Source organism: Flavobacterium sp. 245, from assembly GCF_004362055.1.
Lineage (GTDB): Bacteria > Bacteroidota > Bacteroidia > Flavobacteriales > Flavobacteriaceae > Flavobacterium.
This window is the reverse complement of the sequence record NZ_SNXB01000013.1, coordinates 115446-131240: the sequence shown is the minus strand read 5'-3', so window position 1 is coordinate 131240 and position 15795 is coordinate 115446. Positions and strand designations below refer to the sequence as shown.

15 protein-coding genes are annotated in these 15795 nt (G+C 33.7%); 11 read left to right on the top strand and 4 right to left on the bottom strand.

Features of this window, described 5'->3' with window-relative positions:
• Positions 1 to 110: 110 nt before the first annotated feature.
• Together EV145_RS20230 and EV145_RS20225 are read left to right on the top strand one after the other, a co-directional pair.
• Positions 111 to 962, top strand: coding sequence for an N-acetylglucosamine kinase (locus EV145_RS20230; RefSeq protein ID WP_133527004.1), 852 nt, complete (start codon positions 111 to 113; stop codon positions 960 to 962).
• Between the two features lie 10 nt (positions 963 to 972).
• Positions 973 to 1347, top strand: coding sequence for a methylglyoxal synthase (locus EV145_RS20225; protein WP_111379227.1), 375 nt, complete (start codon positions 973 to 975; stop codon positions 1345 to 1347).
• Here EV145_RS20225 and EV145_RS20220 read toward each other — a convergent pair.
• Positions 1328 to 1708, bottom strand: a complete 381-nt coding sequence (locus EV145_RS20220) for a RidA family protein (protein WP_133527003.1) — start codon at positions 1706 to 1708, stop codon at positions 1328 to 1330. The genes EV145_RS20225 and EV145_RS20220 overlap by 20 nt on opposite strands.
• A 28-nt stretch (positions 1709 to 1736) precedes the next feature.
• Complete coding sequence (locus EV145_RS20215; protein WP_166638496.1) at positions 1737 to 4481, bottom strand: putative LPS assembly protein LptD; 2745 nt, start codon at positions 4479 to 4481, stop codon at positions 1737 to 1739.
• Between the two features lie 82 nt (positions 4482 to 4563).
• Here EV145_RS20215 and EV145_RS20210 point away from each other — a divergent pair, with 82 nt between their 5' ends.
• From EV145_RS20210 to EV145_RS20180, 7 genes are all read left to right on the top strand, one after another.
• Positions 4564 to 5691: an N-acetylmuramoyl-L-alanine amidase gene (locus tag EV145_RS20210; protein WP_133527001.1), complete on the top strand. Its 1128-nt coding sequence runs from the start codon at positions 4564 to 4566 to the stop codon at positions 5689 to 5691.
• 50 nt (positions 5692 to 5741) lie between these two features.
• Entirely contained in the window at positions 5742 to 6707 is a 966-nt protein-coding gene (locus tag EV145_RS20205; RefSeq protein WP_133527000.1) for an MlaD family protein, read from the top strand.
• A 6-nt stretch (positions 6708 to 6713) separates the two neighbouring features.
• Positions 6714 to 8051, top strand: coding sequence for a (Fe-S)-binding protein (locus EV145_RS20200; protein ID WP_133526999.1), 1338 nt, complete (start codon positions 6714 to 6716; stop codon positions 8049 to 8051).
• Between the two features lie 126 nt (positions 8052 to 8177).
• On the top strand, positions 8178 to 8969 hold the full coding sequence (locus tag EV145_RS20195; protein WP_133526998.1) for a (Fe-S)-binding protein: 792 nt from the start codon (positions 8178 to 8180) through the stop codon (positions 8967 to 8969).
• A gap of 89 nt (positions 8970 to 9058) precedes the next feature.
• The gene (locus EV145_RS20190; RefSeq protein WP_133526997.1) at positions 9059 to 9541 is read left to right on the top strand and encodes an ABC transporter ATPase; all 483 of its coding nucleotides are present in this window, start codon (positions 9059 to 9061) and stop codon (positions 9539 to 9541) included.
• A 409-nt stretch (positions 9542 to 9950) separates the two neighbouring features.
• Positions 9951 to 11087: an N-acetyl-alpha-D-glucosaminyl L-malate synthase BshA gene (gene bshA / locus EV145_RS20185; protein ID WP_133526996.1), complete on the top strand. Its 1137-nt coding sequence runs from the start codon at positions 9951 to 9953 to the stop codon at positions 11085 to 11087.
• A 24-nt stretch (positions 11088 to 11111) separates the two neighbouring features.
• On the top strand, positions 11112 to 11534 hold the full coding sequence (locus EV145_RS20180) for a protease complex subunit PrcB family protein (RefSeq protein ID WP_133526995.1): 423 nt from the start codon (positions 11112 to 11114) through the stop codon (positions 11532 to 11534).
• Positions 11535 to 11716: 182 nt separating this feature from the next.
• On the opposite strand, the gene EV145_RS20175 is transcribed toward EV145_RS20180, so the two are convergent.
• Both EV145_RS20175 and EV145_RS20170 read right to left on the bottom strand, forming a co-directional pair.
• Entirely contained in the window at positions 11717 to 12214 is a 498-nt protein-coding gene (locus EV145_RS20175; protein ID WP_133526994.1) for a hypothetical protein, read from the bottom strand.
• 158 nt (positions 12215 to 12372) lie between these two features.
• Entirely contained in the window at positions 12373 to 13197 is an 825-nt protein-coding gene (locus EV145_RS20170) for a UDP-2,3-diacylglucosamine diphosphatase (protein WP_133526993.1), read from the bottom strand.
• 186 nt (positions 13198 to 13383) lie between these two features.
• Between EV145_RS20170 and aroC the strand changes: the two genes are divergently transcribed.
• Entirely contained in the window at positions 13384 to 14442 is a 1059-nt protein-coding gene (aroC, locus tag EV145_RS20165) for a chorismate synthase (protein WP_133526992.1), read from the top strand.
• Between the two features lie 53 nt (positions 14443 to 14495).
• The gene (locus tag EV145_RS20160) at positions 14496 to 15776 is read left to right on the top strand and encodes a dicarboxylate/amino acid:cation symporter (RefSeq protein ID WP_133526991.1); all 1281 of its coding nucleotides are present in this window, start codon (positions 14496 to 14498) and stop codon (positions 15774 to 15776) included.
• The last annotated feature ends 19 nt before the right edge of the window (positions 15777 to 15795 follow it).

The following is a 15795-nucleotide window of genomic DNA, read 5'->3' as shown; positions in this document are numbered from 1 at the left end:
CCCGTTATTTCAAAGTAACGGGATTTTCTTATTTTGTTACGTCTTTAATTAATGTAAAAAATACACTTTTTATTTAAATGAAGAAAAACTAACCAAAAACAAAAAATAAAATGAAATTAATAGTTGATAGTGGATCTACTAAAGCAGACTGGATTGCAATTGATGATAATGGAAAAGTATTATTCACCACACAAACTTTAGGGTTAAACCCTGAAATTCTTGACGGTCCAGAAATAATTGCAAGATTAAATGATCGTTTTGATATTTTACAAAACAAAAAAAATGCTTCTCATTTGTTCTTTTATGGAGCAGGATGCGGAACAGACAGAATGAAAGAAGCTTTGAAACTTATCTTTCAGGAGTATTTTACTAACGCTATTGTAGATGTTCAAGAAGATACTTACGCTGCTGTTTATGCAACAACTCCTAAAGGGGAAGAAGCAATCGTTTCAATCTTGGGAACAGGTTCTAACTGCAGTTATTTTGATGGAAAAGTATTGCATCAAAAAGTTCAGTCATTAGGTTACATTGTAATGGATGATTGTAGTGGGAACGTTTTTGGAAAAGAATTAATCAGAAAGTATTACTTTAATAAAATGCCTAAAGAATTAGCGCTTGAGCTTGAAAAAGAGTACGACGTTGATCCTGATTTTATTAAAAATAAATTATATAAGGAGCCAAATCCAAATGCATATTTAGCAACTTTTGCAAAGTTTTTAATTAAACATAAAGACACTGAATTCTGTAGAAAAATCATTTTCAAAGGAATGAAATCTTTCGTTAAAAACTATATTAAGCAGTTTGACAACTGTAAAGAAGTTCCAGTGCATTTCGTAGGTTCTATTGCATTTTATTTAAAAGATGAATTACAAGAAACTTTCGATAAATACGAACTTAAATTAGGAAATGTTTTAAGAAGACCTATTGACGGTTTAATTGCTTACCATGTTGCTAATCAATAGTTCTGGGTTTATGGAAATTGCAATTATTGCACATGACGGAAAAAAAGCAGATTTAATTGATTTTTTGATTAAGAATGAAGCTGTTCTTCATAATGAAAAAATCAGACTTATTGGTACCGGAACAACTGGAGGAAAAGCAGAAGCTGCTGGATTTAAGACGCAAAGAATGCTTTCTGGCCCGTTGGGCGGTGATGCGCAAATTGCTGGAAGGGTTGCGGAAGGAATTACTAAAATGGTTTTCTTTTTTAAAGATCCTTTATCTAGTCATCCGCATGAAGCTGATATCAATATGCTGATCCGTGTTTGCGATGTGCATAATGTGCCGCTGGCAACAAATGAAGCAACGGCACAATTATTATTAGATGCTATTGCACAGCAATTATAGATATTTCAACATTTACATTTTTTGGCAGACATGCCACTTGAACCGTTTCACGAGCTGGAGCGGTTTTTTCGTTAAAATAAGATCCGTAAACGGTGTTTATGGCTGCAAAATTATTCATGTCCATGATGAAGATTGTAGCTTTAACAACATTTTCAAAAGTCATATCGGCAGCTTCTAAAATAGCAGCGATATTTTCCATTACTTGCTTTGTTTCGTCATTAATATTATCAGTAACAAGTTCTCCTGATGCTGGATTAATAGCAATTTGTCCAGATGCATAAAGTGTGTTTCCTGATAAAACAGCTTGATTATACGGACCGATTGGAGCCGGAGCTTTTTCGGTAAAAATGATTTTTTTCATAATGAAAGTATTTTGATTCGAAAATTGTTTAGCGGTTTGAAACGCTTCGTTTGTTCCATTTAATGTCACTTAAGACACCAGATTTAATTCCGATGAAGAAATTCCAGTTAGAATTTGTTCCTAGCGGTTGCCAGTTAAAAGCCATTCTCCAACTTAGCAAATCTCTTTCAAAACGGAATTGAGTAAAAGTAACTCCTTTTTGTACAAAATCGTACCCTGTAGAAACCCCGCCTTTCCATTTTGGCGTAATATCAGTATTGATAGAAACCATGATGGAGTTACCGCTTATTTTATTTTCTCTGTTGATATTAGAGTAAGTCAATGAATAAGCAAGTGTCATATCCCAAGGAATTTTTGCATTGAAAAATTCTGTTATAACATCTTCATCATCATCTTTTTCATTTGCAAACTGACTGTTTCTACTATCGGTTAAGTCAGTATTGGTTCCGAATAAATCATCGTTACGTCCTCCGTTTCGCTGACTTTGTGTGTTGGTTTTTTCTTTGTCTCCGCCTTTATTAGAAAATGAATAGTTTAAGGTAACATTGGCACTTGTCATTCTAAACAAACTTCCTCCGTTATCAATATTATAGGTGTTAATTCTTGTTCCAGAATTATCAATGGCATAAGGATCTAACGTAGCACCAAAATTCATATTCATTTTGTTATCAAAAAACTGTGTTCCTCCAGATACAAGTAAAGGTTGCCAAGCTAAATTTTGCCTGCCGTCTGCATTGAAATTGTAACTTGTGCTGAAGTTTAAGTTGTTCAAAAGCATGATTTTTTTAGGTTCAGTCTTTGTGCTGTCACTGTCTCTTACTTTTGCTTCAAAAGTGTTGCTTAAAGAAAAGCCTACTATGTTTGAGTTTTCTTTTCCAGGAGCACCATAAACACCGTTTTCAAATCGGGTATATTCTGTTGTTATTCGGCCAGAAGCATCAACTGCATAGGTGTCGTAGTATTTTTCAAAACTTGGTGTATATGCGTAAGTAATAGACGGACGCATTACGTGACGAATTGATTGAATTTTTTTGTCTGCACCAAAATTAAAGGTTCCGTAAATTGTAGTTCCTAAATTTGAACTGAAATTATACGTTCTAAAAGCGTCAAAGCCATTTACAGTTTGATCTACAACTTTGCTTTGATCTGCGTCGTAGCTTCGATCGATTGTTTTAGTTACCCAAGTTTCTTGGTAGTTCGTTGCCATTCCGGCACTAAAATACTTGAAAAGCTTAAAGTTGGTACTTAATGGAATTGTATGCTGCATACCAATTTGTGCATCTTTAAACATTTGTGGTTTAAAGAATAGAGAATCGGTTGTTACAAAGCTGTTTTTTCCGCTTAAGTTATACTGTAAGTTGATGTTTTTTATAAAACCTTTTTTTACTCCGTCTTTTCCAACAAAAGGATAAATACGATCTATACTTGCTTGAAGCGAAGGTAAAGTCATATTAATGACTTCTGTTTGTGTGTTTTGTGAATGTGTTGCTGTTAAAGCTATTCTGGCTTGTGGAATTGTATTAAAAGTTTTATTCCATGAAATGGACGAACTTAAAGTATTATTCAAGTTAGAACCAATGTTTGCCTGATTAATGGATTGTTTAAAATACTTACTGCTACCCATGTTTACCGAAGCAGAAAACGTAGAATTTGGATTTGATTTAGTATCTTTTGAGTGCGACCACTGAATGTTGTAGATGTTTTGTTTCGAATAATCTGGATAACCTCTTTCGCTGTTGATCAAATTCTCAAAACGGACATTGATATTTCCTCTGTATTTATATCTTGTGGCATACGCCGATTCAAAGCGCATGGCATAACTTCCGTTGGTATAATAATCTCCTAAAACGGTCAAGTCATAATTATCGCTTAAAGCAAAATAATATCCTCCATTTTGTAAAGAGAAACCTCTTGTATTTGAGTCGTTATAACTAGGAATAATAATTCCTGAGACACTTTTTTCTTCGCTCATTGGAAAATAAGCAAACGGCAAGGCTAGCGGAGTTGGAACATCGGCAATAACCATATTGGTAAGACCGGTTACTACTTTTTTTCCGGGAACAAATTTTACTTTGTTCGTCTGGAAATAATATTCTGGATTATCGACATCTGTTGATGTAGTAAAGCGCGCGCCTCTTAAAAAGTAAACAGAATCGTTCTCTTTTTTAGTAACTGCAGCTTTTATTTTAAATTCGCCTTGTTCTGTTCTTGAATTGAAGATTAAAGCTTTTTTTGTTTTAAAATTAAATCGAATAGAATCGGGTTGCACTTCATTTGATCCTTGCTTGAAGTTTGGGTATTGAGTTAAAACCCCGGCAGAATCTTTTATTCTTCCGGCATACACTTCGTCTTTTGCATAATCTAGAACAATGATTCCGGATTTTAATTCTACATCTTTATAATATAGTTCTGCTTCATTATAGAGTGTAAGTGTTTTTTTCTTTTTGTCAAAAGTGGCATAGTCTTTTGCTTTGTATCTTACTTTTCCGTCAAGAAAAGTCTTTGTAGGTTTAATGCTGTCTACTTTTACTGTATCAATTTTAGTATTAACAGATTTGTCTTTTTCTTTTGCAGCATCAGATTTTGCAGTTGAAGCTTTATCTGTTTGTTTTACAGTAGGTAAGGGCTTTTTTGGGTTTTTTATATCTTGTGAATATACTTTACCATATCCTAGTGTTAGGAAAAATGATATTAAAACGATATTAAATAAGTTTGTATGCAAAGGTTTAAATGCTATTTTTGTAAAAGTATGGCTTGTTTTTTGACATGTCAAACTTACATATAATTTTTTGGCAAAAATAATCAATTGCAAAAATTATAACAGTTGCATTTTATTAAAATTAACTTTTAGATTTATGAATATATTTAACAAAACTAGGCTATTATTTAGTTTTTTTCTAACTATAATTTCGTTTTGTGCTTACAGTCAGGCAAATGTTTTTAAAGTAACACTTGATGCCGGACACGGTGATCATGACTTTGGAGCTGTTTACAGCGGCCGAATTGAAAAAAATATTGCATTGGCGATTGTGCTAAAAGTTGGAAAAATTTTAGAAGCAAGCCCCAATGTTGATGTTATTTATACTCGTAAAACCGATGTGTTTATTGATTTGGTCGAAAGAGCCAATATTGCAAACCGAGCTAATTCTAATATTTTTGTTTCAATTCACTGTAATGCAAACAAAAATACAGCGGCTGATGGTACTGAAACGTATGTAATGGGTTTGAGTAAAGTAGCATCGAATCTTGAAGCTGCGAAAAAGGAGAACTCGGTAATTACATTAGAAAAAGATTATAAGCGTAAATATGAAGGTTACGATCCAAATTCGCCAGAATCAATGATCGGAATGACATTAATGCAGGAAGAGTATTTAGATAATAGTATTGCTTTAGCGAGTAAAATTGAAGATAATTTTGACCGTCTTGGAAAAAAATTGAGACAAGGTGGAGTGAAACAAGCGCCTTTTATGGTACTTCATAAGGCATATATGCCAAGAGTTTTGGTTGAAACAGGTTTTGTTTCTAACCCGACAGAAGGAAATATTCTAAATTCTGAAGAAGGACAAAATGATATTGCAAAAGCAATTGCCGATGCTATTTTAAGCTATAAAAGCGAATATTTTGGTTCAGGGATACCTGAGCTTTCAGATGTGAGACCTGCAAAAGATACTTCGACACCAAAAAAGCCAAAGCCAGCTGAACCATCTGCTGCTGCGAAAAATGCAGTGAAAGGAACTTTTTATAAAGTACAGCTTATTGCAAGTATCAAGAAGACGACATTAGAGCCCAAAAATTTTAAAGGCTTAAAAAATGTGACCATGGTTTATGAAAATAATATTTATAAATATTTCTACCAAGAAACTTCAGATTATGAAGCGGCAAAGAAATTTTTGCAAGAAGCTAAGGGTAAAGGATATGGAGCTGCATTTTTAACTGCAATTAAAGATGGGGAAAAAATCAGTATTCAGGACGCAGTTAAATAATAGTCACAAGTTCGAATATTTATATTAATTTTGTACAAACACTAAGAATTTTGAAACTAACAAGAGAAATTAAAACGGCTATTTTAGTCATCGCGTCAATATTATTATTTATTTGGGGCTACAGTTTTTTAAAAGGCAGAGATCTTTTTACAAATTACAAAACATTATTTGTTGAATATGATAATGTAGAGGATTTAGCACCATCAGCGCCAGTCACCATAAACGGACTTGCAATTGGTAAAGTAAGTAAAATTACCATCAGTGAAACAACGGGCAAGTTACTAGTTGAACTTCAGCTTAAAACAGATTTTCCTATTTCTAAAACAAGTACAGCGGCTTTGTATTCTCCAAGTTTGATTGGAGGAAAACAAATTAAAATTATTCCTAATCTTGCAGACAAAGAACCTGCGGCCGAAGGTCAGACACTTTCAGGAAGTGTGGAACTTGGATTAACAGAATCGTTAGGAGGAAAACTTGAACCGATTCAGGCGAAATTAGATAAAATGCTTGTAAATATTGATAATCTGGTTACAGGATTAAACAATACTTTAGATAAAAATACACAAGAAAATTTAAAGAAAACTATTGCAGAGTTAAGCCGGACAATGGAGCAGTTTCATAAAGCTTCAGGAAGTCTAAACAATATTCTAGATACCAATAAAGGACAGATTAATGGAATGGTTTCCAATTTTAATAAAGTATCAAGCAACTTTAATAAAATTTCTGATTCTTTAAACAAGGCCGATTTAGGAAAAACAGTTCGAAGCTTAAATCAGACTTTAGCTAAAGTTGATGGATTAATGACGAATTTAAATTCAGGAAAAGGTACAGCTGGGAAATTGTTAAATGACGATGCTTTGTATAATAATCTAGCCAAAACTTCAAAAGAGCTTGAATTATTGCTTCAAGATGTTCGTCTTTACCCAACTCGTTACGTAAATGTTTCTCTTTTTGGAAAGAAAAACAAACCATATGTAGCACCAACAGAACAAACAAACTCAACTGATAAAAAATAATTATAAATGAGTTATTTAGATAATATTTTATTTGCCATACTTCTTATAGTTGGTTTCGGTTTTTTTGCAGCGAGCGTAAAAAAAATCATGCGAAACATTAATTTAGGAGTTGATGTAGATCGAAAAGATAATCCTAAAGCTCGCTGGAAAAACATGGCTTTGATTGCTCTTGGGCAGTCAAAAATGGTGAGACGCCCTGTTGCAGGTATACTACATATTTTTGTATATGTTGGTTTTGTAATTATTAATATCGAGTTACTCGAGATTATTATTGATGGACTTTTTGGAACACATAGAATTTTTGCACCTTATTTAGGCGTTGTTTATGATGTTTTAATCGCTTCATTTGAAATATTAGCAATACTTGTAATTTTTGCTGTTACTGTTTTCTGGATAAGAAGAAACTTTATCAGACTGAAGCGTTTTATACATTCTGATTTAACTGGTTTTCCTAAAAGCGATGCAAATTATATTTTGTATTTCGAAACTGTTTTAATGATCTTGTTTTTATTAATGAATGCCTCTGATTTGCATTTGCAAAATGTTCCAGGCGGTTATTCACATTTTCACAAAGCAGGAAGTTATCCAATAAGTCAATTTATTGCGCCAATTTTTAATGGCACTTCAAACGAGTTAGTTGGGCTTTTATTCGAAGTATTCTGGTGGATGCATATTGTAGGTATTTTAGTTTTTATGAACTATTTATATTTTTCAAAGCATTTGCATATTCTTTTGGCTTTCCCAAATACCTATTTTGCAAACTTGAAACCAGAAGGTCAGTTTGATAATTTAGCTTCGGTTACAAAAGAAGTGAAATTGATGATGGATCCAAATGCTGATCCTTTTGCGGCAGCTCCGGTTGACGAAAATGCAGCTCCGGCTAAATTTGGAGCAAGCGATGTGCAGGATTTAAATTGGGTACAACTTTTAAATGCCTATACATGTACAGAATGCGGACGTTGTACGTCTTCATGTCCGGCTAATCAAACTGGAAAAAAATTATCTCCTCGTAAAATTATGATGGATACGAGAGATCGTTTAACTGAAGTTGGAAAAAATATTGATGCGAATAAAGGTGTTTTTGTTCCAGATAATAAAACACTATTAAATGATTATATTACACCTGAGGAATTATGGGCTTGTACATCATGCAACGCATGTGTAGAAGAATGTCCGGTAAATATTAGTCCGCTTTCTATTATTATGGATATGCGTCGTTACTTAGTGATGGAGCAAAGTGCGGCACCAATGTCGCTGAATGCAATGATGACTAATATTGAAAACAACGGTGCGCCTTGGCAGTACAGCCAGCAAGACCGTTTGAATTGGAAAAACGAAAATTAAGATAGTTTAATTGGTTATTTGTTTAACCGTTTAAGCGATTTGAATAAAAATAAAGGTTTTTAGTAGGTAATAGCAACGAGTGCGATTAACCAAATAAACGATTAACCGATTTAACAATAAAAGAAGATGTCAGAAAGTTTAGTAGTGCCAACAATGGCTGAAATGCTAGCCCAAGGAACACAGCCAGAAGTTTTATTTTGGGTAGGTTGCGCAGGAAGTTTTGATGATAGAGCAAAAAAAATTACAAAAGCATTTGTGCGTATTTTAAATCGTACGAATGTTTCATTTGCGGTTTTAGGTACTGAAGAGAGTTGTACCGGAGATCCTGCAAAACGCGCTGGAAATGAATTTCTGTTTCAAATGCAGGCCATGATGAATATCGAGGTTTTGAATGCATACGAAGCAAAAAAGATTGTGACAGCTTGTCCGCATTGTTTTAATACTTTAAAAAATGAATATCCTGAATTAGGTGGAAACTATGAAGTTATTCACCATACGGAATTTTTAAAATCATTAATTGATGACGGAAGATTGACTGTTGAAGGTGGTCAGTTTAAAGGAAAGAAAATTACTTTTCATGATCCTTGTTATTTAGGAAGAGCTAATAAAGTTTACGAAGCGCCTAGAGATTTAATTCAGAAACTAGATGTTGAATTAGTCGAAATGAAACGCTCAAAAGCTAGTGGTTTATGCTGTGGAGCTGGTGGAGCACAGATGTTCAAAGATGCAGAGCCAGGAAATAAAGAAGTAAATGTACTGCGTACAGAAGATGCTTTAGAAACTAAACCAGATATTATTGCGGCTGGATGTCCTTTCTGTAATACAATGTTGACGGATGGTATCAAACATCAAGAAAAAGAAGGTCAAGTAAAAGTGCTTGATATTGCGGAGTTAATTGCTAATGCGCAAGATCTTTAATCTAAGGTTCTGAGTTACTAAGATGCTAAGGTTCTAAGTTTTCAACTGGAAACCTGAAACAAAACAAACAAAATAAACAAAAAGTAAAAATGTATATACCTTTTGAAAATTTACCTGGTGAATCTAGAATTTGGATTTACCAATCGAACAGAAAATTTTCTGAGGAAGAATTTTCTGAAATAGAAACCGATTTAAAAGCTTTTGTAGAAGAATGGGCAGCGCACGGAACAAGTCTTGAGGCTTCGTTTTTGTTGAAATACAATCGTTTTATAATATTGGCTGTAAATCAAGATGTGCAGGCTGCAACAGGCTGTTCGATAGATAGTTCTGTGGAATTCATTCAAGGTTTGGAAAAAAAGTACAATGTTGATTTACTTGACAAAATGAATGTTACTTTTAAATTGGGTGAACATATTGCTCACAAACCTCTAATTGATTTTAAAAAGATGGTTAAAGATAAATCGGTTTCTGAGAATACGATTGTTTTTAATAATCTTGTAAATAATATTGAAGAATTTAATGAATCTTGGGAAGTTCCTGCTGCTGATAGCTGGCACAGCAGATTTTTCTAAGAGAAATATATAAAATATTTGAAAGGCATGAAATTTAGATTTTGTGCCTTTTTTTGTTTTTATTGTTTCATGTTTAAAGTTTTAGGTTTCAGGTTTCGCCAAAGTTTGTCAGGAGTGACAAACTTAGCGCGATATAACTTGGGCAAAGTTGCCGTTAAGCATGGCTTATGAAAACAAAAACGTCTAATCTAGCCCCGATGGAAGCGGCATCCTTTTATGGTCTCGTTTCTTTAACGAGACCATAAAAGATACAGCGGACAGCGGGAGGGATGGTCTTTTGATCGAAGATGTTCTGCTTCAATAAAAAACTATATTAATTAGAATTAATCTAATTTTATCGAAAATCTAACAATTTAAAAGCATAATTAAACGCTATTTTTGAGTATTTTCGTAGTATTAAATTTAATACATGAAAATAGCAATAGTTTGTTATCCGACATTTGGCGGTAGTGGGGTAGTAGCCACTGAGTTAGGTCTTGAATTAGCCAGACGAGGACACGAAATACATTTTATAACTTATAGTCAGCCCGTGAGGTTGGCGCTCTTGAATCCGAATGTTCATTATCACGAAGTAAACGTTCCTGAATATCCTCTTTTTCATTATCAGCCTTATGAGCTGGCTTTGTCAAGCAAATTGGTTGATATGGTGAAATTGTATAAAATTGAGGTTCTTCATGTGCATTATGCTATTCCTCACGCTTATGCGGGTTATATGGCAAAACAAATGCTGAAAAACGAAGGTATAAATCTGCCAATGATTACGACGCTTCACGGAACTGATATTACGCTTGTGGGAAATCACCCTTTTTATAAACCAGCGGTAACTTTTAGTATTAATAAATCAGATTATGTGACTTCGGTTTCCCAGAGTTTGAAAGATGATACGTTGAAATTATTCAAAATCAAGAATAAAATTAGGGTAATTCCGAATTTTATTGAATTGGATAAAGTAAAAAAAGATCCTGATGCACCTTGTCATCGTTATGTTATGGCGAAGGAAAATGAGCGTATCGTGACACATATTAGTAACTTTAGAAAGGTGAAGAGAATTCCGGACATTATTAAGATTTTCTATAATATTCAGAAAGAAATGCCTGCTAAACTAATGATGGTTGGCGATGGTCCTGAAAAAGAGAAAGCTGAAGTTTTATGCATGGAATTAGGGATTTACGACAAAGTAATTTTCTTTGGAAACAGCAACGAAATTGATAAGATTTTATGCATGACCGATTTGTTTCTACTTCCTTCGGAAACGGAAAGTTTTGGTTTAGCTGCGTTAGAAGCAATGGCTCTTGGAGTTCCGGTGATTTCTAGTAATTCGGGCGGTTTGCCTGAAGTTAATTTTGATGGTGTTTCAGGTTATTTGAGCAATGTTGGAAATGTTGAAGAAATGGCTGCAAATGCGATTAAAATTTTGAAAGATGATGCAACTTTAAACGAATTCAAAAAGAATGCGCTGGAAGTGGCAAAGAAATTTGATATTAAAAATATACTTCCTAAGTATGAAGCTTTGTATCAAAAGGCTATTGATGATTATAAAGATTAAAACATTAATTTAAAATTTAAATGCATGAAAAAGATAATTTCAGTTTTAGCAGTTTTTGTTTTGATCTCTTGTGGAGCAAAAAAAACTTCGAGTTCAACAGCGCTTTATGAAGTTTTGACCGAACAATCGAATGGAGGAGGTAATATCAAATTTTTTGAAATTTTAACAGAACCTAACGAAATCAAAATGCTTCAAAATGACCCGCTTTTAGCTGATAAAATGAAAGAGGCTGATATCAGCAATTCTAATTACATCATTTTGAATATGGGTGAAAAAAACACCAGCGGCTATTCTATTGGAGTTGAAAAAGTGGAGGAAACAGATAAAAATATCATTATTACTGTAAAAGAAAATAATCCAGCGCCTGACGCAATGGTTATGCAGGTTGTTTCATATCCTTATACGGTGGTAAAAGTGCATTCTAAAAAAGAGATTATTATTAAGTAATTAGTAATTAGTTATTAGTAATTGGTAATTAGTTGAAAGTGTTAGTGTTTTAAATGTCAGGCTTGGCGAATTTGTTGCCTCTTTTACCCATTAAGGACTTCGACTTCGCTTAATTCAAGTAAAAAAAAAACCTGTCGCAATAAAACGACAGGTTTTCTTTTACAATTATTTTTTATTTTAATTTAGAATTTGAATTTGATTCCTAAACCAACATCAAATCCAAAGTTATCATCATCATAATAACCTGAACCAATTTCAGGTCTTGCATCTAATGATAAAAGAATTGGCACTTCTTTAAATCCGTATTCAATTCCTATGTCTCCAGCAGCAAAAACGTATGTTCCGCTGTCGTTGTATTTTACATTGTTGTTGTAATAATCATGATCCCATGCAGCGATTCCTCCACCAACACCAGCGTACCAGTTGAAGCCTCCGTCTATATTCCAAACCCATTGATAAAGTGCTACAGCTTTAATGGCGTCAACATCACTGCTGTTTCTCCAGCCTAAATCAAATTCAAGTCTGTTTTTTTGATTTAATCCTCTTTGATAAGATACTTCTCCTCCAAAACCGTTATTGTCTCCTAAACGCAAACCAAGCGCGTTTTTTGCAATGTCTTGTGAATGAGCCGTAAATGCTAATCCAAATAGCATAATGGCAGATAAAATGATTTTTTTCATAAAAAATGGTTCAATTAATTTTTTCAAATGTAAAACTACAAGTAAGTAGAGAACGTATAAAATTTTTGAAAATTGTTATATAATTTACATTTTTGAGAAAAAAAAATCATCAATGTTTTTGTGAAGGCTTGCTGTTGCTGGGTTTTGTTTTTGATTAATTATTTTTTTGTAATTATTGAAGTCAATAACTGCGAAGTTAGATTGTCTTCCATTTCAAATAAGTTTTCTTCTTCTGCAAAGTTGCTTTCAGCGTAAGAATATAATTTCCAGCGTTTTTTGTGGTATTCCAATGCGGTTAAATTTTCGACCCAGTCGCCTGAGTTTAAGTATAAAGTAGATCCGTGACGGTTTTCTTTGGTAATTATTTTTGGTTCATGAATATGGCCACAGATTACATAATCGTATTTTTTTTCTATTGCCAAATCGGTAGCAGTCGTTTCAAAATCTGAAATAAATTTAACGGCTTTTTTTACGCTGGCTTTTATTTTTTTAGAAAAAGAATAAGGTTCACGGCCAAGTTTTGCGAGACACCAATTTGCAAATCGGTTAGAAAGAATTAAATAATCGTAGCCTAAACCGCCAAGTTTTGCTATCCATTTTGAATGCTGTACCGACGCGTCAAAAACGTCACCGTGAAAAATCCACGCTTTTTTATCACCTAATTCAAGAACTAATTTATCAACTAAAGAAAAATTTCCCATGTTCATATCACTGAATTTTCTAAGAATTTCATCGTGGTTTCCTGTAATATAATACACTTTTGTTCCTTTCGAAGCCATTCCAATGATACGCTGAATTACTCTTAAATGTGCTTTTGGAAAGTAAGATTTTCGAAATTGCCAAGCATCAATAATATCGCCATTTAATACTAATGTTTTAGGTTTAATGCTTGATAGATAGTTGTTTAATTCCTTGGCGTGGCTTCCGTACGTTCCTAAATGGACATCTGAAATAATGACCAGTTCGACATTTCTTTTTTTCAATTTTTCGTGATTTGAAGTTTAACAAATAAAAGAAACTAACGTTGGATTTATTTTATCAAAAGGTTATCAATTTAGGGTCAATTTTAATAAATTATGATTTTTAAAGAGCTTAACCTTTAATTAATAATCACAATTTTATATTTTTTAATTTAATTCATAAAACTTACATTTGCTAAAACAAATAACATGGCAGGAAATAGCTACGGCACATTATATAGAGTTACAACTTTTGGCGAATCGCATGGTGAGGCTTTAGGCGGGATTATTGATGGCTGTCCATCAGGAATTGCGCTTGATTTTGAAGCAATCGAACTTGAAATGTCTCGAAGAAAACCGGGACAATCGGCAATTGTAACACAAAGAAAAGAACCAGATACAGTTCAATTTTTATCTGGAATTTTTGAAGGAAAAACAACCGGAACTCCAATAGGTTTTATTATTCCAAATACCAATCAAAAATCAGACGATTACTCGCATATAAAAGATAATTATAGACCAAGTCATGCTGATTATGTATATGATCAAAAGTATGGTTTTCGCGATTACCGCGGAGGCGGAAGAAGCTCTGCACGTGAAACTGCAAGCAGAGTAGTTGCGGGCGCTATTGCAAAACAAATGCTTCCGGAAATTAAAATTAATGCTTACGTTTCTTCTGTTGGTCCAATTCACTTAGATACTCCTTACCAAGATTTAGATTTTTCTAAAATAGAAAGCAATCCTGTTCGTTGTCCAGATGAAAAATCGGCAGCGATTATGGAAGAATATATTCGTGATATCCGCAAGCAGGGTGATACCGTTGGTGGTGTTGTTTCGTGTGTAATTCAAAATGTACCAGTTGGTCTTGGCGAACCGGTTTTTGATAAATTGCATGCTGAATTAGGAAAAGCAATGCTTTCTATCAATGCTGTAAAAGGTTTTGAATACGGAAGCGGTTTTGCTGGTTCTGAAATGAAAGGAAGCGAGCACAACGATTTATACAATGCCGATGGAACTACAAAAACGAATCTTTCGGGAGGAATTCAGGGTGGCATCAGCAACGGAATGGATATTTACTTTAAAGTAGCTTTCAAACCAGTTGCAACAATTATGCAGACTCAGGATTCATTAGATAATAAAGGGAATATTACACCAATGACAGGAAAAGGTCGTCATGACCCTTGTGTGGTGCCTCGTGCAGTACCAATTGTTGAGGCAATGGCTGCAATTGTTTTGGCTGATTTTTATTTAATCAACAAAACATATTAATAAAAGTTAAGACAGTGAGGGTCTTAATATTTTAACTTAAAACAAACAAATTAATGCAAGTTACAGAAACTAAAAAAAAATCATTTCTTTCAGGATTAACAGGGCAAATTATTATTGCAATGGTTCTAGGGGCAACTTTAGGAATTATATTGCACAATACTGTTTCTGCTGAAACAGCACAATCTTTCAGCAGTAAAATTAAAATGCTGGCAACTGTTTTTATTCGATTGGTGCAAATGATTATTTCACCTTTGGTATTTACAACTTTAGTTGTTGGAATTGCCAAACTTGGAGATATTAAGACGGTGGGAAGAATTGGAGGAAAAGCTCTTGGATGGTTTTTTACGGCGTCATTTATATCGTTATTAATTGGTTTATTTTACGTCAATATTCTAGAGCCTGGAGTAGGTTTAAAGTTAGACCATGTTGACATGGCGGCTGCGTCAGAAGTGACAGCAAAAACTAAAACACTTTCTGTTGAAAATTTTGTTGAACACATTGTTCCTAAAAGTATTTTTGAAGCAATGGCAACAAATGAAATCTTGCAGATTGTTATATTTTCGATCTTTTTTGGATTAGCTGCAGCGTCATTAGGAAGCACTGTAAAACCTGTGATTAATGCTTTAGATAAAGCTTCGCATATTGTTTTAAAAATGGTGAATTATGTAATGAACTTTGCTCCAATTGGGGTTTTTGGTGCCATTGCAGGAGTATTTGCTATTAGAGATGCTGAAGAATTAGTGATTACTTATTTTAAGTTTTTCGGATCATTTTTAGTTGGTATAAGTACTTTATGGGTTGTTTTAATTGCTGTTGGATATATTTTCTTAAAAGGAAGAATGACGGAGTTATTAAGACGAATTGTTGGGCCTTTAGCAATTGCATTTGGAACAACAAGTAGTGAAGCTGTTTTTCCAAAATTAACTGAAGAATTAGAGGATTTTGGTGTAAAAGATAAAATTGTTTCTTTTATGCTGCCACTTGGCTATTCGTTTAATTTAGACGGAAGCATGATGTATATGACATTTGCAAGTATATTTATTGCCCAGTTTTATGGAGTCCATTTAGATGTAGGTACGCAAATGGTTATGCTTCTAGTTTTAATGCTTACCAGTAAAGGAATTGCAGGTGTGCCAAGAGCGAGTTTAGTTGTTGTAGCAGCAACTTGCGGTATGTTTGATATTCCGGTGGAAGGAATCGCGCTAATTTTGCCTATTGATCATTTTTGTGATATGTTTAGAAGCGCGACTAATGTTCTAGGAAATGCTTTGGCTACTTCTGTTGTAGGACAATGGGAAAGTAATAATGAAGCAGAAGCGGGTTTAGAGCAGTAAATTCTGAAAAATAATATGC

Excerpts from the sequence above, each read along its gene's own strand:
- EV145_RS20160 (WP_133526991.1), top strand. The coding sequence starts at position 14,496 with ATGCAAGTTACAGAAACTAAAAAAAAATCATTTCTTTCAGGATTAACA.
- EV145_RS20200 (WP_133526999.1), top strand. The coding sequence starts at position 6,714 with ATGAGTTATTTAGATAATATTTTATTTGCCATACTTCTTATAGTTGGT.
- EV145_RS20195 (WP_133526998.1), top strand. The coding sequence starts at position 8,178 with ATGTCAGAAAGTTTAGTAGTGCCAACAATGGCTGAAATGCTAGCCCAA.
- EV145_RS20190 (WP_133526997.1), top strand. The coding sequence starts at position 9,059 with ATGTATATACCTTTTGAAAATTTACCTGGTGAATCTAGAATTTGGATT.
- EV145_RS20210 (WP_133527001.1), top strand. The coding sequence starts at position 4,564 with ATGAATATATTTAACAAAACTAGGCTATTATTTAGTTTTTTTCTAACT.
- EV145_RS20175 (WP_133526994.1), bottom strand. The coding sequence starts at position 12,214 with ATGAAAAAAATCATTTTATCTGCCATTATGCTATTTGGATTAGCATTT.
- EV145_RS20220 (WP_133527003.1), bottom strand. The coding sequence starts at position 1,708 with ATGAAAAAAATCATTTTTACCGAAAAAGCTCCGGCTCCAATCGGTCCG.
- EV145_RS20230 (WP_133527004.1), top strand. The coding sequence starts at position 111 with ATGAAATTAATAGTTGATAGTGGATCTACTAAAGCAGACTGGATTGCA.
- EV145_RS20180 (WP_133526995.1), top strand. The coding sequence starts at position 11,112 with ATGAAAAAGATAATTTCAGTTTTAGCAGTTTTTGTTTTGATCTCTTGT.
- aroC (WP_133526992.1), top strand. The coding sequence starts at position 13,384 with ATGGCAGGAAATAGCTACGGCACATTATATAGAGTTACAACTTTTGGC.
- bshA (WP_133526996.1), top strand. The coding sequence starts at position 9,951 with ATGAAAATAGCAATAGTTTGTTATCCGACATTTGGCGGTAGTGGGGTA.
- EV145_RS20225 (WP_111379227.1), top strand. The coding sequence starts at position 973 with ATGGAAATTGCAATTATTGCACATGACGGAAAAAAAGCAGATTTAATT.